24 protein-coding genes are annotated in these 21,278 nt (G+C 62.2%); 14 read left to right on the top strand and 10 right to left on the bottom strand.

The genetic code is table 11. From position 1 onward, the window contains the following. Nucleotides 1-735: hypothetical protein (locus JAB8_RS28210; RefSeq protein WP_175445204.1), on the top strand; the 735-nt coding region annotated here is incomplete at its 5' end. Between the two features lie 84 nt (nt 736-819). Further along, nucleotides 820-1,353, top strand: a complete 534-nt coding sequence (locus tag JAB8_RS15340) for a YggT family protein (protein WP_227742044.1) — start codon at nt 820-822, stop codon at nt 1,351-1,353. A gap of 69 nt (nt 1,354-1,422) precedes the next feature. Here the strand turns inward: JAB8_RS15340 and JAB8_RS15335 are convergent, their stop codons facing one another. From JAB8_RS15335 to JAB8_RS15300, 8 genes are all read right to left on the bottom strand, one after another. Beyond that, the gene (locus tag JAB8_RS15335; protein ID WP_034780255.1) at nt 1,423-2,361 is read right to left on the bottom strand and encodes a carbohydrate kinase family protein; all 939 of its coding nucleotides are present in this window, start codon (nt 2,359-2,361) and stop codon (nt 1,423-1,425) included. Nucleotides 2,362-2,372: 11 nt separating this feature from the next. After that, nucleotides 2,373-3,632, bottom strand: coding sequence for a DUF3426 domain-containing protein (locus tag JAB8_RS15330; RefSeq protein ID WP_070290495.1), 1,260 nt, complete (start codon nt 3,630-3,632; stop codon nt 2,373-2,375). 8 nt (nt 3,633-3,640) lie between these two features. After that, entirely contained in the window at nt 3,641-4,585 is a 945-nt protein-coding gene (prmA, locus tag JAB8_RS15325) for a 50S ribosomal protein L11 methyltransferase (RefSeq protein WP_070222159.1), read from the bottom strand. Beyond that, the gene (gene accC, locus JAB8_RS15320) at nt 4,582-5,997 is read right to left on the bottom strand and encodes an acetyl-CoA carboxylase biotin carboxylase subunit (protein WP_070222157.1); all 1,416 of its coding nucleotides are present in this window, start codon (nt 5,995-5,997) and stop codon (nt 4,582-4,584) included. Before accC ends, prmA begins: the two co-directional genes overlap by 4 nt. A 101-nt stretch (nt 5,998-6,098) precedes the next feature. Continuing rightward, entirely contained in the window at nt 6,099-6,563 is a 465-nt protein-coding gene (accB, locus tag JAB8_RS15315; protein WP_070222155.1) for an acetyl-CoA carboxylase biotin carboxyl carrier protein, read from the bottom strand. Nucleotides 6,564-6,654: 91 nt separating this feature from the next. Then, nucleotides 6,655-7,092: a type II 3-dehydroquinate dehydratase gene (gene aroQ / locus JAB8_RS15310; RefSeq protein WP_034746628.1), complete on the bottom strand. Its 438-nt coding sequence runs from the start codon at nt 7,090-7,092 to the stop codon at nt 6,655-6,657. A gap of 82 nt (nt 7,093-7,174) precedes the next feature. Beyond that, nucleotides 7,175-7,729: a TlpA disulfide reductase family protein gene (locus JAB8_RS15305; protein ID WP_070222153.1), complete on the bottom strand. Its 555-nt coding sequence runs from the start codon at nt 7,727-7,729 to the stop codon at nt 7,175-7,177. A 19-nt stretch (nt 7,730-7,748) separates the two neighbouring features. Then, nucleotides 7,749-8,399 carry a hypothetical protein gene (locus JAB8_RS15300; RefSeq protein WP_070290494.1) on the bottom strand — a complete coding sequence of 217 codons (651 nt, stop codon included), beginning with the start codon at nt 8,397-8,399 and terminating at the stop codon, nt 7,749-7,751. A 115-nt stretch (nt 8,400-8,514) separates the two neighbouring features. Here JAB8_RS15300 and mpl point away from each other — a divergent pair, with 115 nt between their 5' ends. The 9 genes from mpl to JAB8_RS15255 all read left to right on the top strand — a co-directional run bounded on the left by mpl (nt 8,515) and on the right by JAB8_RS15255 (nt 17,911). Further along, nucleotides 8,515-9,891 carry a UDP-N-acetylmuramate:L-alanyl-gamma-D-glutamyl-meso-diaminopimelate ligase gene (mpl, locus tag JAB8_RS15295; protein WP_071654417.1) on the top strand — a complete coding sequence of 459 codons (1,377 nt, stop codon included), beginning with the start codon at nt 8,515-8,517 and terminating at the stop codon, nt 9,889-9,891. After that, entirely contained in the window at nt 9,888-10,472 is a 585-nt protein-coding gene (locus JAB8_RS15290) for a YqiA/YcfP family alpha/beta fold hydrolase (RefSeq protein ID WP_070290492.1), read from the top strand. The genes mpl and JAB8_RS15290 overlap by 4 nt, the downstream gene beginning before the upstream one ends. Beyond that, nucleotides 10,469-11,083 (top strand): chorismate lyase, encoded by a 615-nt coding sequence (locus tag JAB8_RS15285; protein ID WP_070222145.1) that lies wholly within the window; start codon nt 10,469-10,471, stop codon nt 11,081-11,083. The genes JAB8_RS15290 and JAB8_RS15285 overlap by 4 nt, the downstream gene beginning before the upstream one ends. A 2-nt stretch (nt 11,084-11,085) precedes the next feature. Next, nucleotides 11,086-13,173, top strand: coding sequence for an RNB domain-containing ribonuclease (locus tag JAB8_RS15280; protein ID WP_070290491.1), 2,088 nt, complete (start codon nt 11,086-11,088; stop codon nt 13,171-13,173). Nucleotides 13,174-13,310: 137 nt separating this feature from the next. Next, complete coding sequence (locus JAB8_RS15275; RefSeq protein ID WP_070290490.1) at nt 13,311-14,168, top strand: energy transducer TonB; 858 nt, start codon at nt 13,311-13,313, stop codon at nt 14,166-14,168. Nucleotides 14,169-14,179: 11 nt separating this feature from the next. Next, complete coding sequence (aroE, locus tag JAB8_RS15270) at nt 14,180-15,007, top strand: shikimate dehydrogenase (RefSeq protein ID WP_070290502.1); 828 nt, start codon at nt 14,180-14,182, stop codon at nt 15,005-15,007. Beyond that, nucleotides 15,004-15,729: a monofunctional biosynthetic peptidoglycan transglycosylase gene (gene mtgA / locus JAB8_RS15265; protein ID WP_070290489.1), complete on the top strand. Its 726-nt coding sequence runs from the start codon at nt 15,004-15,006 to the stop codon at nt 15,727-15,729. The genes aroE and mtgA overlap by 4 nt, the downstream gene beginning before the upstream one ends. 221 nt (nt 15,730-15,950) lie before the next feature. Continuing rightward, nucleotides 15,951-16,916, top strand: coding sequence for a magnesium/cobalt transporter CorA (gene corA / locus JAB8_RS15260; RefSeq protein ID WP_034746658.1), 966 nt, complete (start codon nt 15,951-15,953; stop codon nt 16,914-16,916). A gap of 278 nt (nt 16,917-17,194) precedes the next feature. Next, the gene (locus tag JAB8_RS15255; RefSeq protein WP_070290488.1) at nt 17,195-17,911 is read left to right on the top strand and encodes an HAD-IA family hydrolase; all 717 of its coding nucleotides are present in this window, start codon (nt 17,195-17,197) and stop codon (nt 17,909-17,911) included. A 2-nt stretch (nt 17,912-17,913) separates the two neighbouring features. On the opposite strand, the gene hemL is transcribed toward JAB8_RS15255, so the two are convergent. Together hemL and JAB8_RS15245 are read right to left on the bottom strand one after the other, a co-directional pair. After that, nucleotides 17,914-19,203 (bottom strand): glutamate-1-semialdehyde 2,1-aminomutase, encoded by a 1,290-nt coding sequence (hemL, locus tag JAB8_RS15250; RefSeq protein ID WP_070222138.1) that lies wholly within the window; start codon nt 19,201-19,203, stop codon nt 17,914-17,916. Between the two features lie 59 nt (nt 19,204-19,262). Beyond that, nucleotides 19,263-20,081, bottom strand: coding sequence for a hydroxymethylpyrimidine/phosphomethylpyrimidine kinase (locus JAB8_RS15245; RefSeq protein ID WP_254679525.1), 819 nt, complete (start codon nt 20,079-20,081; stop codon nt 19,263-19,265). Nucleotides 20,082-20,216: 135 nt separating this feature from the next. On the opposite strand from JAB8_RS15245, the gene JAB8_RS28205 reads away from it, so the two are divergent. From JAB8_RS28205 to JAB8_RS15235, 3 genes are all read left to right on the top strand, one after another. Further along, nucleotides 20,217-20,369 (top strand): rubredoxin, encoded by a 153-nt coding sequence (locus tag JAB8_RS28205; protein WP_010401308.1) that lies wholly within the window; start codon nt 20,217-20,219, stop codon nt 20,367-20,369. A gap of 84 nt (nt 20,370-20,453) precedes the next feature. After that, a complete protein-coding gene (locus JAB8_RS15240) occupies nt 20,454-20,876 on the top strand; it encodes a response regulator (protein WP_070290486.1) in 423 nt (140 codons plus the stop codon). Nucleotides 20,877-20,912: 36 nt separating this feature from the next. After that, nucleotides 20,913-21,278 (top strand): response regulator, encoded by a 366-nt coding sequence (locus tag JAB8_RS15235; protein ID WP_070222135.1) that lies wholly within the window; start codon nt 20,913-20,915, stop codon nt 21,276-21,278.

Below are 21,278 nucleotides of genomic sequence, written 5' to 3'. Positions count from 1 at the left end.
GCGAAGCCGGCCGCCAAAGCGGCCGCCAAGCCAGCAGCGAAAAAAGTCGTCGCCAAGGCAGCAGCCAAGCCAGCAGCCAAGGCAGCGACCAAGCCAGCAGCAAAAGCAGCAGCGAAGCCAGCGGCAAAAGCGGCAGCCAAGCCAGCGGCCAAGGTCGCAGCGAAGCCGGCAGCCAAGCCAGCAACTAAGGCAGCAGCCAAGCCAGCGGCCAAGGTAGCGGCGAAGCCAGCAGCCAAGGCAGCAACGAAGGCCGCAGCCAAGCCAGCAGCCAAGGTGGCAGCGAAGCCGGCAGCAAAAGCGGCAGCCAAGCCAGCGGCCAAGGTCGCAGCGAAGCCAGCCGCCAAAGCAGCAGCGAAACCTGCCGCCAAGGTAGGAGCAAAACCTGCAGCCAAGCCAGCGGCCAAGGTAGCAGCGAAGCCGGCAGCAAAAGTTGCAGCCAAGCCAGCGGCCAAGCCGGCAGCAAAAGCAGCAGCGAAACCTGCCGCCAAGCCAGCCGCCAAACCAGCCGCAGCGCCAGTCGTGGCAGCCGCACCAGCAGCAGCGCCGGCAGCAGCTCCAGCGGCACCAGCCGCCGTGGCCGCCAAGCCAGCCGCCAAGAAGGCCGCGCCTAAAAAGGCCGCACCGAAGAAGGCAGCTCCTGTCGCCAAGCCATCGGCACCTATCGCACCTGTAGCAAAAACCGTGTTGGCACCGGCTGCAGCCTGGCCATTCCCAACCAGCACCCGCCCATCGTAATTCCAACGATACGGGTGCCTGGATGAGGCAACACGCCGCTGTGTGACTCAATCACACAGCGGTTTTTTTTTTGGAGAATTAGTCGTGCTGATCGTTATCCTTACATTGATCGTTGATACCATCGCCACCTTGCTGGGCGGCGTGTTGCTGCTGCGCTTCTGGATGCAGGCGGTGCGCGTGCGGCCGCCCTCGTCGGTGGCGCAATTCACGTTTCAATTGTCCGACTGGCTGGTGCGCCCCCTGCGCCGCGTGGTGCCGGGCGTGGGCGGGTATGACTGGGCCAGCCTGATCGGCGCCTTCCTGATCGTGCTGCTGGCCAGCTCGGTGCTGTTTATTTCCGGCGCTCCCGTCGAAGTTGTGCTGCTCAAGTCGCTGCAACGCTTCCTGCAATGGATACTCTACGGTTTCATGGCCTTGCTGATCATCGAAGCCATCTTCAGCTGGGTCAACCCGCATGCGCCGCTGGCGCCGTTCGTACGGGCCCTGAACGAGCCGCTGCTGCGTCCGATCCGCAAGGTGGTGCCGCTGGTGGGCAGTCTGGATTTGTCGCTGCTGGTGGCGCTGATCCTGCTGCAGATTGCGCAAGTGCTGGTGGGGATGATTATTGTGCTGCGATGATGGTGATGTGAGGCGTAGGTCGGCTTAGCGTAGCGTAAGCCGACATCCCCCACGAACCCGACCTACATATTAATAGCGGTAACCGAATGCCGCTTCGAACTGCTCGGCGATGCTCTCCGGCGTAAACACATGGTTTTGCGCGCCCTGGGTGGCGATCTTGATGGCGCCCAGCAAGCTGGCCAGACGGCCGCTGGTTTCCCAGCCCAAGTCGTTGGTGATGCCGAACAGCAAGCCGGCACGGTAGGCGTCGCCGCAACCGGTCGGGTCCAGCACTTCCTTGGCGGTCACGACAGGAATGTCGATGCGCTTGCCGTCCGTATAGATCTCCGACCCTTTTTCGCCACGCGTGACGATCAGCGCTTCCAGGCGGCTGGCGATGTCCGGCAGGGTCAAGCCCGTGCGTTCCATCAACATTTCCATCTCATAATCGTTGGCCGATACATACGTGGCCTTGTTGATGAAGTCGATCAACTGTTCGCCATTGAAGCGTGGCAACTGCTGGCCCGGGTCGAACATGAAGGGAATGCCCAGCTCGGCCAGGTCGGCGGCGTGCTTGAGCATGCCCTGGTCGCCGTCCGGTGAAATGATGGCGACCTTGGCCGGGCCTGCATTGGCGATCGGGTTTTCATGCGCGAACGACATGGCGCCCGGGTGGAAGGCGTTGATCTGGTTGTTGTCCGCATCGGCCGTGACGAAGCACTGCGCGTTGTAACTGTCGGCCTTGATCAGGATGTTGGCGGTGGAAATGCCCAGCTTTTGCAGGCGCTCCAGGTAGGCGGCACTGTCTTGCCCCATCACGCCGACGATGCGCGGGTCGCCGCCCAGCATTTTCAGGCTGTAGGCGATGTTGCCCGAGCAACCGCCGAACTCCGTGCGCATGGTGGGCACGAGGAAGGAGACGTTCACCTTGTGCAGCTGGTCGGCCAGCAGGGATTCGCCGAAGCGGCCAGGGAATTGCATGATGGTGTCGGTGGCAAGCGAGCCGCAGATCAGCGATGTTTTGGTCATGATAGTGCCTGTTAAGGGTAAAAGATGGCGATATGGTAGCCAGACGCCGTGAGCTGGTCTAATGCAAAATACAGTTTGATGGTTTGTTCCGAGCGCGGCGCAAACCCCGTGTTCACGTCGATAGCGGCCGGCAGATAGTCGCGCGGCGCGATCACGCGGCGCAAGAGGGGCTTGTCGTTCGCGTCGTTGAGAATCAGTTCGATGCTGGGCCAGGCTTGCACGCTGCGGCTCTGGTTGCGCAGCAGCGAGACGTAGGAAAACGTCTGTTCCTTCAGGGTCTGCAGCTCGCCCTGCTCGATGGCCAGCGCCTCGATCTGCGCCGGCAAGTCGACCTGGCAGCCGCTGAGCTTGCACAGCGTGACCAGGGTCGGCTTCCACTGCGGAAATTGCGCCGCCAGCGGATTGCGGAAGGTGGTCATTACCTGCAGGAATAATAAAAGCAGCAGTACCACCGAGCCGGCGGCCATGGCCACGCGCAGGGCCTTGCTGCTCTGTTCGCGGCGCCGGCCCTGGGTGACGAAAGCCGGTTCGTCGTCGGCTGGCGGCAGGACCGGTTCTTCCTGCTCATCGGCTGGCGCCGGCGCAACGGCGGCGGGCCGCGGCGTGAAGGCATGGTCGGCCAGCGTGGGTTCGCGGCGCGCGGGGCTGGCTGCGGCAGGCGCAGGCGGCATGGGCTTGTCCAGGCTGACTTTTTCGGTCGCGGGCGCCGCCGCTGCGGCGCCAGTTTCCAGATTCGGTTCGCGGCGGCTGTCGCGCAAATACGTGGCAAAGGCGGGCGCGTCATCGACCTGGCGGCGCTTGAAGGGCGCCATTGGCTGGGGCAACGGTGCTTCGGGCAGCTCGGCCGGTGTTTTTGCCGGTGTTTCTTCGGGGAGTTCGGGCGGTGCGTCGGCTGCTGCCTCTTCAGGCAGGCTGACGTCGAGGTCCAGCTCGATGTGCTCGCCATCGTCCGCGTCGTCCTTGAGCTTCGCCGTTTCCGGCAGGATGCCAAACGGGTCAAACGAGGTGTCGAAGTCGAGGGAGTAGATGGGTTCGTCGTCCGTGGCGGACGGCAGGCTGTTGTCGGCCAGATAACTGCTTGACGGCGGGGCGGCAGTACCGGGAGCGGATGTTAAAAACGGCGATGCCGCAGCTGGATCGACCAGCGCGGCATTGCCGTCAAACACTTCCCTGCACGTGCCACAGCGCACGATGCCCCCACGTAACTTCAACTGGTCAGCAGCGACCCGAAATATCGTGTTGCAATGGGGGCATTTGGTGGCGAGGGCCATTGCTGTGCTTATGCACCTTCCGCGCGGGGCGCAGGCGCTTGCGTTGCACCCAGGCGGCCATGCAGGGCCACCCAGCCGTCTTGCTCGGCCCATACGCCCAGCTCGATGAATGGCGCGTAGGCAGCGGCCACTTCTTCCGCCTGGCGTGCCAGCACGCCGGACAGGATCAGCGCGCCGCCGTCGGCGACACGGCCCGAGAGCATCGGCGCCATCAGCTTCAATGGGCTCGACAGGATATTGGCGACGACGATGTCAAACTTGGCCGTGGCGTGTGCCGACGTGGCAAACGTGTCTGGCAAGAAATATTCGATCTCGCACTGGTTGCGCTCGGCATTGTCGCGCGCCGATTCGATCGCTTGCGGGTCGATGTCGACGCCGGCCACCGTTTGCGCACCGAGTTTCTTGGCCACCATGGCCAGGATGCCGGAACCGCAACCGTAGTCGAGCACGGTCTTGCCTGGGGCCGGATGGGCTTCCAGCCACTCCATGCACAGACGCGTGGTCGGATGGCTGCCCGTGCCGAAGGCCAGGCCCGGGTCCAGTTCCAGGATCAGACCGCTTGGGTCCGGTGCCTCGTGCCAGCTGGGCACGACCCAGATGTTCTTGCCGATGTGAATCGGCGCGAATTGCGACTGGGTCAACCGCACCCAGTCCTGCTCTTCCACGGGGCGCATGCTAAAGGCGGGCACTTCCGTCATGCCGACCGCTTGCGCAGCGGCGGCCACGATGGCGGCCTGGTCTGCGTCGACGTCCGTCAGCGCCACCACGCGGCTGCGTTCCCACGCCGCTTCCTTCGGTTCCATGCCGGGCTCGCCAAACAGCGGCTGCTCGGCATCCGTGCCTTCATCGGCGTCTTCCACCGATACCGACAGGGCACCCGCTTCCATCAACGCGTCGGACATGGCCTCGGCGTTGTCACGGGCGATTTCGATGACGATTTCCGTCCAGCTCATGCGCCCGCCTTGATTTCGGACTTCTTGGCGATGCTGGGGCTGCCGCCATTCAGGTTCTTGCCCAGGTCCGGCATGTCGGCCAGCTTCTGTTCCAGATAGTGAATGTTGGTGCCGCCTTCGATGAAGCGCGCGTCGATCATCAGTTCGCGGTGCAGGGCGATATTCGTGTTGATGCCTTCGACCACCATTTCGGACAGGGCGATCTGCATGCGGCGGATCGCTTGTTCGCGCGTGGCGCCGTAAGCGATCACTTTGCCTATCATCGAGTCGTAGTGCGGCGGCACATAGTAGCCGGCGTAGGCGTGCGAATCGACGCGGATGCCAGGGCCGCCCGGCGCATGCCAGGACACGATCTTGCCTGGCGATGGCGTGAACTTGAACGGGTCTTCCGCATTGATGCGGCACTCGATGGCGTGACCCGACAGCAAGACGTCGCGCTGGCGGAAACGCAGTTTTTCGCCGGCGGCGATGCGGATCTGTTCCTGCACGATGTCGATGCCGGTGATCATCTCGGTGACGGGATGCTCCACTTGCACGCGGGTATTCATTTCAATGAAATAGAACTCGCCGTTTTCGTACAGGAATTCAAACGTGCCGGCGCCGCGGTAGCCGATCTTGCGGCATGCTTCGGCGCAACGGTCGCCAATTTTCTCGATCAGTTTGCGCGGGATGCCCGGCGCCGGTGCTTCTTCGATCACTTTCTGGTGGCGGCGCTGCATGGAGCAGTCGCGCTCGCCCAGCCAGACGGCGTTCTTGTGTTCGTCGGCGAGGATCTGGATTTCCACGTGGCGCGGATTTTCCAGGTACTTCTCCATATACACTTCAGGGTTGCCGAAAGCGGTGCCCGCTTCCGTCTTGGTCATCGCCACGGCGTTGATCAGGGCAGCTTCCGTGTGCACCACGCGCATGCCGCGTCCGCCACCGCCGCCGGCGGCCTTGATGATGACCGGGTAGCCGATCTTGCGGGCAATTTGCACGATCGCTTTCGGATCGTCCGGCAACGCGCCTTCCGAGCCGGGTACGCACGGTACGCCAGCCTTGATCATGGTTTGCTTGGCCGATACTTTATCGCCCATCAGACGGATCGATTCGGAACGGGGGCCGATGAAGACGAAGCCCGATTTCTCGACGCGTTCGGCAAAGTCGGCATTTTCCGACAGGAAGCCATAGCCTGGGTGAATCGCTTGCGCATCCGTCACTTCAGCAGCGCTGATAATGGCGGGCATGTTCAGGTAGCTCAGGGTCGACTGTGCCGGACCGATACAAACGGATTCGTCGGCCAGCTTGACGTATTTCGCGTCCTTGTCGGCTTCGGAGTGGACTACAACCGTTTTAATGCCCATTTCGCGGCAGGCGCGCTGAATACGGAGGGCAATTTCACCACGGTTGGCAATCAGGATTTTTTCAAACATGGTAGGTTCGCGTATGTCTGTGAGAGCCGGCGAGCCGGCGAAACAACAAGTGTGAGGGGCTAAAACTGCAAACGGCCGTTGCCGGCCGTGTGGACTGGGTTTTAGCCGATCACAAACAAGGGTTGGCCGAATTCGACCGGTTGGCCGTTTTCGACCAGGATCTGGGTCACGACGCCGGCTTTATCGGAGTCGATTTCATTCAGGAGCTTCATCGCTTCGATGATGCACAGGGTATCACCTTCCTTGACGGTCGAGCCCACTTCAACATAGGCGGCGCTGCCAGGAGCGGAGGAACGGTAGAAGGTACCGACCATCGGCGACTTGACCACATAGCCCGTTGGCTCGGCGGCGACCACGACGGCAGGTGCCGCAGCGGGAGCGGCGGCTGGCGCGGCTGGCTGGTATTGGGCTTGCATGCCTTGCGGCTGCATCATGACCATCTGGTTTTGCGGCATGGCCGACGATTTGACGATGCGAACCTTGCTTTCGCCTTCGGTAACTTCCAGCTCTGCGATATCCGATTCGGCGACCAGGTCGATCAAGGTCTTGAGTTTTCGTAGATCCATGTAAAACCCCTAGGAATGTAGTTTGTTTTATGAGTGATGCGGTGATGTCCAAGAGCCTATCGCCGCGCTAAATGCGTGCAGATCGCGTAGATTAACGTTTTTTAAGCGCAAAGTCGATGGCAAACCGATATCCATCGATACCTAGCCCGCAGATCGTCCCCTGCGCGATCGCGCTGAGAAATGAGTGATGTCGAAACGTTTCGCGTTGATAAATATTCGAGATATGGACTTCCACGAACGGGATGGCGACCCCGGCCAGCGCATCGCGCAAGGCAACGCTGGTATGGGTCAGGCCGCCCGGATTGATGACGATGGCATCGATCCCTTCCGCTCGCGCGGCATGGATGCGGTCGATCAGCGCGCCTTCGTGGTTGCTTTGAAAGCAGACCAGGTCGGCACCGGCCGCCATGGCTTGCGCCATTGCTGCCTGTTCGATATCGGCCAAGGTGCTGGCGCCGTAGACCTCAGGCTCGCGCGTTCCCAGCAAATTCAGGTTGGGACCGTTGAGCAGAAGGAGGTTTTTTGCCATGTATGGAAGACCGTTTTAGCGAAAGTTCCGCATTTTGCCGCCAAAGATACGCATTGGCAAGAGAAAAAAGCACGCTCCGAATTTACAATTTATCCAGATCGGCGCGCAACTGATCAAATTTCAAGCGGCCCAGATAGGTCTTTTTCACTTCGCCATCGGCGCCGATGAGCACCGTAAAGGGCAAACCGCCCGTGGCGTTGCCAAAATGGCGCGACAGGTCGGTGCCGCTCATGCCGGAGACATACACGGGATAGGCAATCTTGAATTTGCTGGCAAAAGTGGCAATATTGCTGGCCGAATCGATGCCGATGCCGATCACCTGGAGGTTTTTTGCCGCATAGTGGCCTTGCACTTCGGATAACTCCGGCATTTCTTCCACGCAAGGAGGGCACCACGGCGCCCAGAAATTGACCAGCAAATTCTTGCCTTTCCATTGCGACAAGGCTTGCGTGGCGCCCGCCGCGTCCGGCAAGGACAGCGCATACAGCTCGTTGACGGGCCCCGTCGCGCCCGGCGCGATGGTGGTCGTCAGCGGTCCCGCTGCTTTCGCTTTTTCCTTGCTCAGACCGACATAGGCGCCCATGCCGCCAAACATCAGCGCGACGATGGCGCAGGCGATCCAATTCTTTTTTGTCATAACTTTATCTATATCAATGTTAGTCGGCAGCCGGCACGCCATCGGCAAGGCTGGCGGCCAGCAGGCTGCGCAGCCCGGCGATATCGGTGCGCAGCACCTTGCCGTCCGCCTTGGCTTTCAGCGCGCCGCGCATATCGTCGAGCTCATACATGGCGGCGTGCACGCCTTCGTTTTTCCACAAGAAACTGGCTGTCTCGACCGCATCATAACGCGCTCCCTTGAAATGCGGGCTTTCCGACATGTCGAGCACGACATTTTTATTCAGCAGGAAGATGTGGATTTCCTTGGCGCTCTCGGCAAACAGCTGCAAATAGATCTCGTCATGGGGGCCGGCCGTGCCATTGAGCACGGGGCCGCTGAGCAGGGGATGAAATTGTTGCAACGCTTCCATGACCTGCAGCGCAATCGTGCGCAGCTGGAACAGCCGTGCCGGCTGGCTGTCGGCCAGGAACAGGGCATTGTATTGCCGCACCTGCTCCTCGATCATGTCGTTGTCCGGGAGTATATTGGGCCGATTCGTGGGCCGGTTCGGCGCGTCGCCCAGGACTTGCCGCGCCGCCTTGCGCTTGGCGCTGCCATAGTCGGCGCCATCCTGCGCCACGAGGCGCGCGGCAGCGGCGGCGATTTCCAGGCGCAACTGCGCGCTATCGTCAAATGCATCGTTCGTCATGAGCGAGATGATACTCCGAAGCGGAAAAAGTCATGGCGTCAGGTAAAATCCTGCACTTGCTGTTTTTTATCTCACCGTCTTACTTACTTAAGCGTGCGCCTTTCGCACTGATCACATGCATATTCATATTCTCGGTATTTGCGGTACCTTCATGGGCGGCCTGGCTGTCCTGGCCAAGGAAGCCGGCCATAAAGTCACCGGTTGCGATGCCAACGTCTATCCGCCGATGAGCACTCAGCTGGAATCGCAGGGAATCGAACTGATCCAGGGATTCGATCCGGAACAGACCAAGCTGAACCCGGATTTGTATGTGATTGGCAATGTGGTCTCGCGCGGCAACCCGCTGGTGGAAGAAATCCTCAACCGCAGCCTGCCCTATGTATCGGGCCCGCAATGGATCGGCGAACACATCCTGCGCAATCGGTGGGTGCTGGCGGTGGCCGGCACGCATGGCAAGACGACAACATCAGCCATGCTGGCCTGGATACTCGAAGACGCGGGCTACGCGCCGGGCTTTTTGATCGGCGGCGTGCCGATGAACTTTGGCATTTCCGCCCGCCTGTCCGGCAAGATCGACGGCAAGAGCGCCGAGTCGGACTTCTTCGTTATCGAAGCCGACGAATACGATACGGCCTTCTTCGACAAGCGCAGTAAATTCGTGCATTACCACGCGAAGACGGCCGTCATGAATAACCTGGAATACGATCACGCCGACATCTTCCCCGATCTGCACGCGATCGAGACGCAATTCCACCACTTGGTGCGCACCGTGCCCGGCATCGGCCGCCTCGTGTACAACGGCGACGAAGCGTCGCTGCAGCGCGTGCTGGCGCGCGGTTGCTGGAGCGAACAGGAAAGTTTTGGTCAAGATGCCAACTGGCAACTGCAAGAGCAGGCCGATGGCAGCTTCGACGTGTATTTCAATGGCCAGCAGGAAGGCCATGTGGCATGGGCGCTCACGGGCAAGCACAACCGCAGCAATGCGCTGGCGGCCATCGCCGCCGCGCGCCACGTGGGCGTGCCCATTGCCCAGGCGTGCGCCTCGCTGGCCACGTTCGAGAGCGTCAAGCGCCGCATGGAAGTGCGCGGCGTCGTCAACGACATTACCGTGTACGACGATTTCGCGCACCATCCGACGGCCATTGCCACCACCGTGGGCGGTCTGCGCCAAAAAATTGGCAGCAGCGGCCGCATCCTGGCCGTGCTGGAACCGCGCTCGAACACCATGAAGCTGGGCGCCATGAAAGAGGCGTTGCCGGGCAGCCTCAAGGATGCGGACCTGGTATTCGGTTTTGGCAGTCATGCCGCGCTGGGCTGGAGCCTGGGCGACGCGCTGGCGCCGCTGGGCAAGATTGCCAGCGCCTATGAAGACATCGATACCCTCGTGGTAGCCGTGGCCGCCAGCGCCCGTCCCGGCGACCAGATCGTGGTCATGAGCAACGGCGGCTTTGGCGGCGTGCACCAGAAATTGCTGGAGGCGCTGGGCCGATGATTCTGTACCTGCATGGATTTCGCTCGTCGCCCCTGTCGATGAAGTCGCGCCTGCTGGCCGCGCAGATGCAGGCGCTGGGCCGTGAAGCACAGTGGCTGTGCCCACAATTGCCGGCCTCGCCCAAGCTGGCCATCGAGTTGGCCCTGTCGCTGGTCAAGGATGTGACGCCGGCCGACTTGACGATTATCGGCTCCTCGCTGGGCGGCTATTACGCCACTTGGCTGGCCGAGCGGCTCGGTTGCCGCGCCGTGCTGCTCAATCCTGCCATCGTGCCCCTGATCGACCTGGAGCAGCATGTGGGCGTGACGACGGAGTTCCATTCGGACAAGCCATTCGAGTTCAAGCGCGAATACATCGCCGAACTTGGAACCTTTGCTGTAGAGAAAATTACTGAGCCGCAACGCTATTTCCTGATTGCCGCCACCGGCGATGAAGTGCTCGACTACCGCGACATGGTGGCGCATTATCAGGGTGCGCGGCAGTGCGTCATCGACGGCAGCGACCATGGCATCAGCGAATTTGCCGCATACGTGGCGCCCGTGCTGGCCTTTTGCGGCATCGACGCGGACTCTGCCCAGTGAGGCCGGGTTCGCTGCGGCAGGCGCAATGGCATGCGCACGTCAACGCCGTCAATGCGCCGCCGGCCCTGCGCCACTGGCTCACGGGCGGCGGTTCGCTGACGGCCAAGCTGAAAGCGCATAGCCAGGCATTCCGCGTGCAATGTTTGCATCAGGAAACGGCACGCTGCTTGAGCGACGAGGCCGCCATCATTGGTTTGCACCGCGCGGGCCGGGTATGGGAGCGCGAAGTGCTGTTGCGTTGTGATAACAGACCGGCCGTGTTTGGCCATACCGTCGTGCCCATGCAGGCGACGGCCACGGACTGGCCCCTGTTTTCCGCGCTGGGCGAGCGTTCGCTGGGCACGACCCTGTTTGGCGACCGCATGGTACGCCGCGGTGCACTGGAATTTGCCCGTTTGCGCGCCGGCCATCCGCTGGTGCAGCGGGCGCAGGCGGCACTGGCATTGGAAGGGCGGCGCTTTGATGCCAAGTCGCTGTTTTTTGCCCGCCGCTGCCTGTACCAGCGTCACCAGGGATTGCTGCTGGTAACCGAAGTATTTTTGCCGGCGGTGCTCGAGTTGACGTCCGTCGCTCGCACCGCTGCAACCGACACACTAATAAACAAAGCATAACAATGAATCTATTTTTTGAAGAATCCGGCGATTTCAAGGTCGGCACGGTCCTGTCGCAAGCGGGTGAAGCCTACCAGGTCGAAATGGCCAGCGGCAAGCGCACCAAGGTCAAGGTCAAGGATGTGCTGCTGCAGTATGAAAAGCCGGCCCCGGCCGAGCTGCTGGAACAGGCCAAGGCCGTTGCTGCCGAGATCGACCTCGATTTCCTGTGGGAAGTGGCGGGCGAAGACGAGTTCGGCTTTGCCGAGCTGGGCGCCGAGTATTTCGGCCATGCCCCCTTGCCGCCGGAAGCGGCCGGCCTGATCCTCGCCCTGCATTCGGCGCCCGTGTATTTCTACAAGAAGGGCCGTGGCCGCTACAAGGCGGCGCCGGAAGCGTCCTTGAAGGCGGCATTGGCCGGCATCGAAAAGAAAAAGCAGCAGGCCCTGGTGCAGGCAGGCTATGTGGAAGAACTGAAACAGAACCGCTTGCCCGCCTCGATGCAGCCCATGGTGCTGCAATTGCTGTTCAAGCCGGACAAGAACACGATTGAATACAAGGCGCTGGAAGCGGCGTGCACGGAATTGCACACGACGCCGCCGCGCCTGATGCTGGCTGTCGGTGGTATCGCTTCGCCGAAAGACTTGCACCTGTCGAAGTTCCTCTTCGAAAATTTCCCCAAGGGCGCCGGTTTCCCGAGCGTGCCCGTGCCGTCCGTGACAGCCAAGCTGCCGCTGGCCGACGTGGCCGCCTTCTCGATCGACGACGTGACCACGACCGAGATCGACGATGCTTTCTCCGTGCAGCCCTTGCCGGACGGCACCGTGAAAGTGGGTATTCATATCGCCGCGCCGGGCCTGGGCATCCGTCCGGAAGACGTGATCGACAAGATGGCGCGCCAGCGCATGTCGACCGTCTACATGCCGGGCGACAAGATCACCATGCTGCCGGACGAAATCGTCAATGCGTTTACCCTGGCGGAAGGCACGACGTGCCCGGCACTGTCGCTGTACGCGACCCTGGACCCGAAAGCCGACTGGGCCGTGGTCAGCACGCAGACGCGCGCCGAGCTGGTGCCGATTGCCAGCAACTTGCGCCACAACCAGCTCGACGACCTGGTCAACGAGGAAACCCTGGCCAGCGGCGAAGGAGAATACCCGCACAAGGCCGATTTCGCTGTGCTGTGGCAATGGGCGCAGCAGCTGGAACAGGGCCGCATGAAGAAGCGCGAAGCGTTTGGCCTGAAGCCGGAACAGAATAACCGCGTCGATTTCAACTTTTATGTGGAAAACGACATCGTCACCGTGGCGCGCCGCAAGCGTGGCGCGCCGCTGGACAAGATCGTCGCCGAATTGATGATCTTTGCCAACAGTACCTGGGGCAAGATGCTGCACGACCATGGCGTACCGGGCATCTACCGCAGCCAGGGCGGCGGCAGCGGCAATAGCTGGGCGGCAAAGATGCAGGTGCGCATGGTCACCCATGCTGCGCCGCATCAGGGCCTGGGCGTGGATCAATACGCGTGGAGCACCTCGCCCTTGCGCCGCTACACGGACCTGGTGAACCAGTGGCAAATCATCGCCTGCGCCGAGCATGGCGTGACGGCGCCGCTGGTGGCCCCGTTCAAGCCGCGCGATGCGAATCTGTTCGCCATCGTCTCGGCCTTCGACGCTGCGTATGCCGCGTATGGTGATTTCCAGTCGAATATGGAACGCTACTGGTGCTTGCGCTGGCTGCACCAGGAAAACGCGCGCCAGGTCGATGCCGTCGTGCTGAAAGATGAAATCCTGCGCCTGGTTGACATTCCGCTGGTCATCAAGCTGCCGGGCATGCCATCGGTGGCGCGCGGTGCGCAGGTCAAGCTGGATCTCTTGCGCTGGGATGAAGTCGACCTGAGCATCGAAGCGCGCCTGCTGGAAATCGCCGCCGTGCCCGATGCGGCGGCCGATGCCGAGCTCGACTACGAAGAGGAATCGGGCGACGAAGGCGCGGAAGAGGGCGACGCGGCGGCGGAAGCCTCGCCGGAAGCGGCGAACCAGGTCAGCGACGCGGACGCGGAAGTGGCGGAACTGGCCAGCGAAGACGTGGTCAGCGAGCCCGAGGTCAAGTAAGGCCGCGGGGCGGCGTGAAAAACGGGACTAAAACTGTTTCCCGCGCTGCCCTTTGACGTAGAATTCAGCCATCTTGTATGGTGTGCTTGTTGCTAACTGGGTTGCGCGTGAAGTCTTTCCGAGAGAATCGTTTCCTGATGATCGCCGTGGCGGTATCGCTGCTGGCGCACGGCGCCTTGCTGGCGATGCATTTTGTCGCCCCGGCCCCGCAGCGGGCCGTCGCCACCGATCCCGGCCTGGAAGTGATACTGGTCAATGCCAAGCATGCGGACAAGCCGCTGAAAGCCGATGCCCTGGCGCAAGCCAACCTCGATGGCGGTGGTCAGGCCGACAAGGGGAGCGCCAAGTCGCCCTTGCCCGACATGCGCAAGGTGGAAGAGGGCGACAGCGTCAAGGCCAGCGCCCGGCGCATCGCCGAGCTGGAGCAGAAGCAGCAGGAACTGCTGACGCAGGCGGCCAAACCGACGCCCTACAGCGCCGCGCCCGTCACGGAAAAAGACAAGCCCAATCCCCTGGCCTCCGGTTCGGACTTGATGGAAAGCAGCAAGGCCATCGCCCGCATGGCAGCCGAGATCAGTCAGACCGTGGAAGACCAGAACAAGCGCCCGCGCAAGACCTTTATTACGCCCAGTACGCAGGAGGTCGGCTATGCCATGTATTACAAGACCCTGCAAAAGCGTATCGAGGAAATCGGCACCCTGAATTTCCCGCAAAACAATGGCCGCAAGATGTATGGCGAACTGGTTGTCTACATCCCCATCTTCCAGGACGGCACGATTTACCAGAAAGAGGGCGGCGTCCGCGTGGAGAAAAGCTCGGGTAATCCCGCGCTGGACGCGGCAGCCCTGGCCATCGTGCGCCGCGCGGCGCCGTTCGGCCGTTTCCCGCCGAATATGTTGTCGAGTGATAAAGATGACCTGTGGGTCGTCATCACCCGTTTCAAATTTACCCGCGAAGAAAAAATGGAAGCTAACCTGACTGGCGGCAGCAATTGAACAAGCAAGAGATGAACCCCGATCAATATTGCGTCTTCGGCAATCCCATCGCCCACAGCAAGTCCCCCCTGATCCATGCCGCGTTTGCCCTGCAGACAGGACAAGCGTTGGTCTACGAGCGCCGGCTGGCGCCGCTCGACGGCTTTGCGCTGGCCGCCCGGACGTTTGCGGCCGAGGGCGGCAAGGGCGCGAACGTGACGGTGCCCTTCAAGCTCGACGCGTGCGCGCTGGCCACCGCGCTGACGCCGCGGGCCAGGGCCGCCGGCGCCGTCAATACCCTGCGTTTCGATGGCGGCACCATTCTTGGCGACAATACCGATGGCGCGGGCCTGGTGGCCGACATCGTGCGCAACGCGGGCGTGAGCATTGCCGGCAAGCGCATCCTGCTGCTGGGCGCGGGCGGCGCGGCGCGCGGCGTCGTGCTGCCCTTGCTGGAACAGGGGCCGCAGGAAATGTTCATTGCCAACCGCACCGTGGCCACGGCCGAGGTTTTGGTGGCGCAGTTTGCCGACGCGCTGGCGCACCCCGGCCAGCTGCGCGCCGGTGCTTTCACGCAGCCCGAAGGCGTCTTCGATATCGTCATCAATGCCACCTCGGCCAGCCTGGCGGGCGACTTGCCGCCCGTGCCGCCCGGTATCTTCGGCAGCCGCACCCTGGCGCTGGACATGATGTACGGCGCCCGGCCCACCGTCTTCATGGATTTTGCCGCCCAGCATGGCGCGCAGGTGCGCGACGGCCTGGGCATGCTGGTGGAGCAGGCGGCCGAAGCGTTTTACGTGTGGCGCGGCGTGCGGCCGCAGACGCAGGACTTGCTGGCGCAATTGCGGGGCAGCCTGTGAGCGCCGGCAAGAAGGGCGCGCGCAAGAGCGGCCGTGGCTACGGCTGGATCAAGTGGCTGTTCATCGTGCCCGTGCTGGCCTTTATCGTCGTGCAACTGTATTTCTTCCTGCAAATCTGGTGGTGGGTCGACCATAACCCGTCCAGCACGGCTTTCATGCGCGAACAGTTGTCTGTCTTGCAGGACAAGAATCCGAATGCCACGATCCAGCAGACGTGGGTGCCGTACAACCGCATTTCGAACAATCTGAAACGGGCCATCATCGCCTCGGAAGACGCGAATTTTTCCGAGCACGAAGGCGTGGACTGGGAAGCCTTGCAAAAAGCATATGAAAAGAACAGCAAGAAGCAGAAAGTCGTGGCGGGCGGCTCCACCATCACGCAGCAGCTGGCTAAGAATCTGTTCCTGTCCGGTTCGCGCAGCTATGTGCGCAAGGGCCAGGAACTGATCATCACGTATATGCTGGAAAACCTGATGGAAAAGCAGCGCATTTTCGAGATTTATCTGAACGTGGTGGAATTTGGCACGGGCACCTTCGGCGCCGAGGCGGCCGCGCGCCACTATTACAAGGTCAGCGCGGCGGGCCTGAGCGCGGGACAGGCGGCGAAACTGGCCGTGATGCTGCCGAACCCCCGCTTTTACGACCGCCACCGCGATACCGGTTATCTGAACCGGCGCACGGGCGTGATTCTGCGCCGCATGGGGGCGGCGGAATTGCCTTGATGGCGGGGCGATTCCTTTGCATAAAGTTAAAGCTGCCTGATTGGCACTATTGCGGCGCAGCATCTTAATCGCCTCCCTTGGTGCAACGCCGCACTTTTTCCGTGAAAAAGCCGTGCCGGGGGTGGTCGTGAAAAGGCCTTTGCGGGTACACTTGCGCTGTTTTCATTTTTGGCGCCAGCGCCAGCACATCACGATAACCCCACATCCGGCTGAGAGCGCGCATGATCAATGTCTTTGTATTACAGAATGGCCGGCTCAACCAGGTGCCGATCGACAGCCGCGCAGACCTCGAAAATGCCGAACCGGTGTGGGTCGACCTGACCGACCCTACCGATGATGAACGGGCCTGGGTCAAGGCCATCTATAACGTCACCCTGCCGGGCGAAGACGAAGTCAAGGATATTGAGGCGTCGGCCCGCTATTACGAAGCGGAAAATGGCGACTTGCACCTGCGCACGGATTTCTTGCGCGAAGAGGACGACGGCCCGTCGCGCGTCATCACCGTGGCCTTCATCCTGGCCCGCAAGATCCTGTTTTCCATGCATACGGACGACTTGCCCGTGTTCCGCCTGGTACGCATGCGCGCCCGTTCGCGGCCCGGCTCGATTGCCGACTACATGGACGTGCTGCTCGACCTGTACGCCACCGATGCCGAATATTCGGCCGACGTGCTCGAAGGCATCTACCAGAACCTGGAAGAAGTCAGCACGCGCGTACTGCAAAAGGAATTTACCGATGCGCACGCGGCCGAAGCGCTGAATGCCATTGCCCACGAGGAAGATTTGAATGGCCGTATCCGCCGCAACATGATGGATACGCGCCGCGCCGTGAGCTTCCTGATGCGCGGCCGTTTGCTCAATTCCGAGCAGTTCGAGGAAGCGCGCCAGATTTTGCGCGACATCGAATCGCTGGACGGTCACACGTCTTTCCTGTTCGACAAGATCAACTTCCTGATGGACGCCACCGTCGGCTTCATCAACATCAACCAGAACAAGATCATCAAGATCTTCTCGGTGGCCAGCGTGGCCTTCCTGCCGCCTACCCTGATCGCCAGCGTGTACGGCATGAACTTCAAGCTGATGCCGGAGCTGGAATGGTCGTTCGGCTATCCATGGGCCTGGGGCTTGATGATCACCAGCGCCATCGCGCCCTTCCTGTACTTCCGCCACCGCGGCTGGCTGAAATAAGCCCTCTTGCCGGGACGCTCCCGCGTCCCGGTTTCAAGGCGAGCGCAGCAAATTCAAAAATCAGCGATAATCACTGGTATTACGTGGTATTGAATTGGTATCTACGTTGCCTGTGTTGAGCCAGTCTTTTCCCCGTAGTCTGCCTTTTGCAGAAAAGTATCGTCATTGAGCCGTTTTCTGCGTGGCAGCGTCCGCCTGTTCCACCTATGATCGTTGCGATGCCAGCCTTGGCCGGTTGGCCGCCGCATTTCCCGTCACCGTTGTCTTCTGGAGAGTCCATGCCTGATACCGCCATCACCCCACCGCGCTTTACCCATCTGATCAGCGACTGCGATGGCGTGCTGATCGACAGCGAAGCCGTGGCCCTGCAAGCGCTGCTGGAGTTGCTGGGGCCGCGTCTGCAGAACCTGCCCGAGGGCGTCACCCTGCAAGGCTTGATCGAGCCGCGCCTGGGCCAGCGCCTGGTGCCGCTGATGCAGGATATCTACAAGGAACTGGGCTTGCCGCAATTGCCGGCCGACGAGATCATGGCCATCGGCAACGCCGTCGATGCCGCTTGCGACGCGCAATTGCGCGCCGTGCCCGGCGTGGCGCAGGCGCTGGCCGCCATTGCGCTGCCCAAGGCCGTGGCCTCGAACAGTGTCAGCGCGCGCGTGTTGTCGGCGCTGGAGCGGACCAGCATGGCGCCGTTGTTCGACAAGCGCGTGTTTACGCCGGACCTGGTGGGCCATGCCAAGCCGCATCCGGGCGTCTACCTGGCGGCTGCCGCCGCGTTTGGCGTGCCGCCAAGCCAGTGCCTGGTGCTGGAAGACAGCGTCACGGGCGTGACGGCCGCAGTGGCGGCGGGCATGACGGTATTGGGATTCATCGGCGGCGGGCATATCGCCGCCGGCCAGGAAGATAGGTTGAAAGCGGCTGGCGCGCATGTCGTGTTCAACGACATGGCCAGGCTGCCGGCGCTGGTGGCCGCGGTGATGGACACCGCGACCGTATAACCTTACGCCAGCTTGGCAAACACCTTGCGTGCGGCAGCGATGGTGGCGTCGATGACGGCGTCATCGTGCTGCGCCGAGACGAAGCCTGCCTCGAAGGCGGCGGGCGCGAAGTACACGCCTTCGTCCAGCATGGCGTGGAAGAAGGCGTTGAACTTGCTGCGGTCGCCCGCCATCATTTCCGCGTAGCTGGTCGGCGGTGTTTCGCTGAAGTAGATGCCGAACATGCCGCCGATGTAGTCGGCGCAGAACACCACGCCTGCCTCCTTGGCGGCGGCGGTCAGGCCTTCGGCCAGGCGCTTGGCCGTGGCGCCCAGCTGCTCGTAGAAGCCCGGTTGCTGGATCAGTTTCAGGGTGGCCATGCCGGCCGCCACGGCGACCGGGTTGCCGGACAAGGTACCGGCCTGGTAGACGGCGCCCAGCGGCGCCATGTTGTGCATCAGTGCCGCGCTGCCGCCGAAGGCCGCCACCGGCATGCCGCCGCCGATCACCTTGCCCAGCGCGGTGAGGTCGGGCTGGATGCCGTACAGCGCCTGCGCGCCGCCCAAGGCCACGCGCAAGCCGCACATGACTTCATCGAAAATGAGCAGGGCGCCGTGCTGCGTGCACAGCTCGCGCATCGCCTGCAGGAATGCCGGCGTGGCTTTCACCAGGTTCATGTTGCCGGCCACCGGTTCGACGATGACGCAGGCGATCTCCGCGCCGAAGCTGTCGAAGGCGTCCTTCAGCTGTTCCACGTTGTTATAGTCGAGCACCAGGGTGTGCTTGACAAAATCTTCCGGCACGCCGGCCGATGTCGGGTTGCCGAAGGTGAGCAGGCCGCTGCCCGCCTTGACCAGCAGCGAATCGGCGTGGCCGTGGTAGCAGCCTTCGAACTTGACGATCTTGTCGCGTCCCGTGGCGCCGCGCGCCAGGCGCAGGGCGCTCATGGTCGCTTCCGTGCCCGACGACACCAGGCGCACCTGCTCGATCGACGGCACCAGACGCGTGATTTCCTCGGCCATCAGCACTTCGCCTTCGGTCGGCGCGCCGAACGACAGGCCCAGCGCGGCCGCATCCTGCACCGCCTTTACCACTTCCGGATGGGCGTGGCCGACGATGGCCGGGCCCCAGGAGCCGATGTAGTCGATATAGCGCTTGCCGTCCGCGTCCCAGAAGTACGGGCCTTCGGCGCGCGTGATGAAGCGCGGCGTGCCGCCCACGGAGCGGAAGGCGCGCACGGGCGAGTTGACGCCGCCTGGCGTGGTTTTTTGTGCGCGGGCAAACAGGATGTCGTTCTGTGAAGTCGTCGTCATGATAATCGTGCCTTGAGAGTGGATCGTTGTCTGTGTCGTCTGTGTTTGTCTGGACGGGATTATTGGGCGCCGCGCTGGCGCTGCTGCCGGAACAGCCGGTTTGGCACCAGCTTGCCCATGCCGTGGCGCTGCGCGTGGGCCAGCGCGCCGGCCGTGAATTCCTGCGCCGCCACGACCACCTGCGGCACATCGTCTTCGTTTTCGGCCAGGGCCAGCAGGGCGGTGGCCGCCGCCGACAGGGTGCTGCCGGCGCCGTTGAAGATGCCTGGCAAGTGCTGCCATTCGTCGTGGCGCACCACGCCGTCCTCGCCGAACAGGGTATTGGCGCGCAACTTGCCTTCGCCCGTGCCGGACTTGCTGGCGTCGGCCGGCATGCCGGTGACGAGCACGTACTCGCAGCCCAGCGCCACCAGGTAATCGACGTCGTTTTGCAGGGTGTCGTCCGGATCGGCGTCGCGCCAGGTCTCGGCCAGGCGCTCCAGTTCCACCGGCGAGAGCACCAGCAGGGTCGTTTGCGGGATCAGCAACTGGCGCACGGCGGTGAGGATGTCCTCGTCGTCCATGCCCTGTTCCGGCAGCGCCGAAATGAAGGGATCGAGGATCAGCGGCACGTTCGGATAGTCGGAGACGATTTCGGCGACGGCCGTGACGTTTTCCACGCTGCCCAGCGCGCCGATCTTGATGGCGGCCACGGACATGTCTTCCAGCAGCACGCGCGCCTGGTCGGAAACCCAGTCCGGGTCGACCGCCTGCACGTCTTCCACGCGCGCCGTATCGCTGATCAGCAGGCCCGTGGTGACCGACAGGCCATGGCAGCCGAAGGCTGAAAACGTGGCCAGATCGGCCTGGATACCGATCGCACCGACCGGATCGGACACGCCGAAGCTTAATATGAGGGGAGAAGTTTGGTTTTGCACGGCGGGTAGATTAAGATACCTAATTCAGCATTTTACTTGATTGAAGGGTGGCAGAACGTGAGTAGCAACGAAACAACGCAGCAATTCCAAACGTGGATGTGTCTTATTTGCGGCTGGGTTTATGATGAAGCGGCCGGCTTGCCCGACGAAGACATCGCTCCGGGCACGCGTTGGGCCGATGTTCCGATGAACTGGACCTGTCCTGAATGCGGTGCGCGCAAGGATGATTTCGAGATGGTAGCGCTGTAATCAATCAGGTCCACGGGATGCCGCTGCCGCACGCAGGTGTCGCGGCTGCCTGTGCTATGGTATGAAAAATTGTCGAATAATCACATGACGCGATATTCCTTGCCAGAGGCGCCGTCCGATGCCGTGTGTGCCGGCGTCACGGTACTTGTCATCGACGACAGCGCGACGATACGCAGCGCTGCCGCGAAGATACTGGGCGAGGCCGGTTACCGCGTGGTGGTGGCGGAAAACGGCTTTGCGGCCCTGGCCAAGATCGCCGACTGCCAGCCAGCGCTGATCGTGTGCGACATTGTGATGCCGCGCTTGGACGGCTACCGCACCTGTGCGCTGATCAAGGCCAGCGCGGCGTATCACGCCACGCCGGTGCTGATGCTGTCGTCGAAGGAAGGCTTGTTCGACCGCGCGCGCGGCGCCATGGCGGGCGCCAGCGCCTGCCTGGCCAAGCCGCTGGCGCGCGAGGCGCTGCTGGAGGCCGTGCGGCTGCACCTGGCCGGGCATTTTGAGTAAGTGTTTTTATTGATTGACAACGCAGCAAGGAAGCAGATGGCCATACACACAATTCTGATCGTCGATGACTCGCCGACAGAACGCTACTACCTGAGCGAGATGCTGGTGCGTGCCGGTTATGCCGTCCTCACGGCGCAGGACGGCGCCGACGCGCTGGCGCAACTCAAAGAGGCCAGGCCCGACCTGATCCTGATGGACGTGGTGATGCCCGGTGCGAATGGCTTCCAGATCACGCGCGCCATCGCGCGCGATCCCGAACTGCAGGACGTGCCGGTGATTATCTGTTCCAGCAAGAGCCAGGAAACGGACCGCATCTGGGGCTTGCGCCAGGGCGCGCGCGATTACCTGGTCAAACCGGTGGTGGAAGCCGAGCTGCTGGCCAAGATCGCCGCGCTTTCCTGA

Source organism: Janthinobacterium sp. HH106 (assembly GCF_001758725.1).
In the GTDB taxonomy this organism is placed as follows: Bacteria; Pseudomonadota; Gammaproteobacteria; order Burkholderiales; family Burkholderiaceae_D; genus Janthinobacterium.
This window is presented reverse-complemented; position numbering and strand designations above follow the sequence as displayed.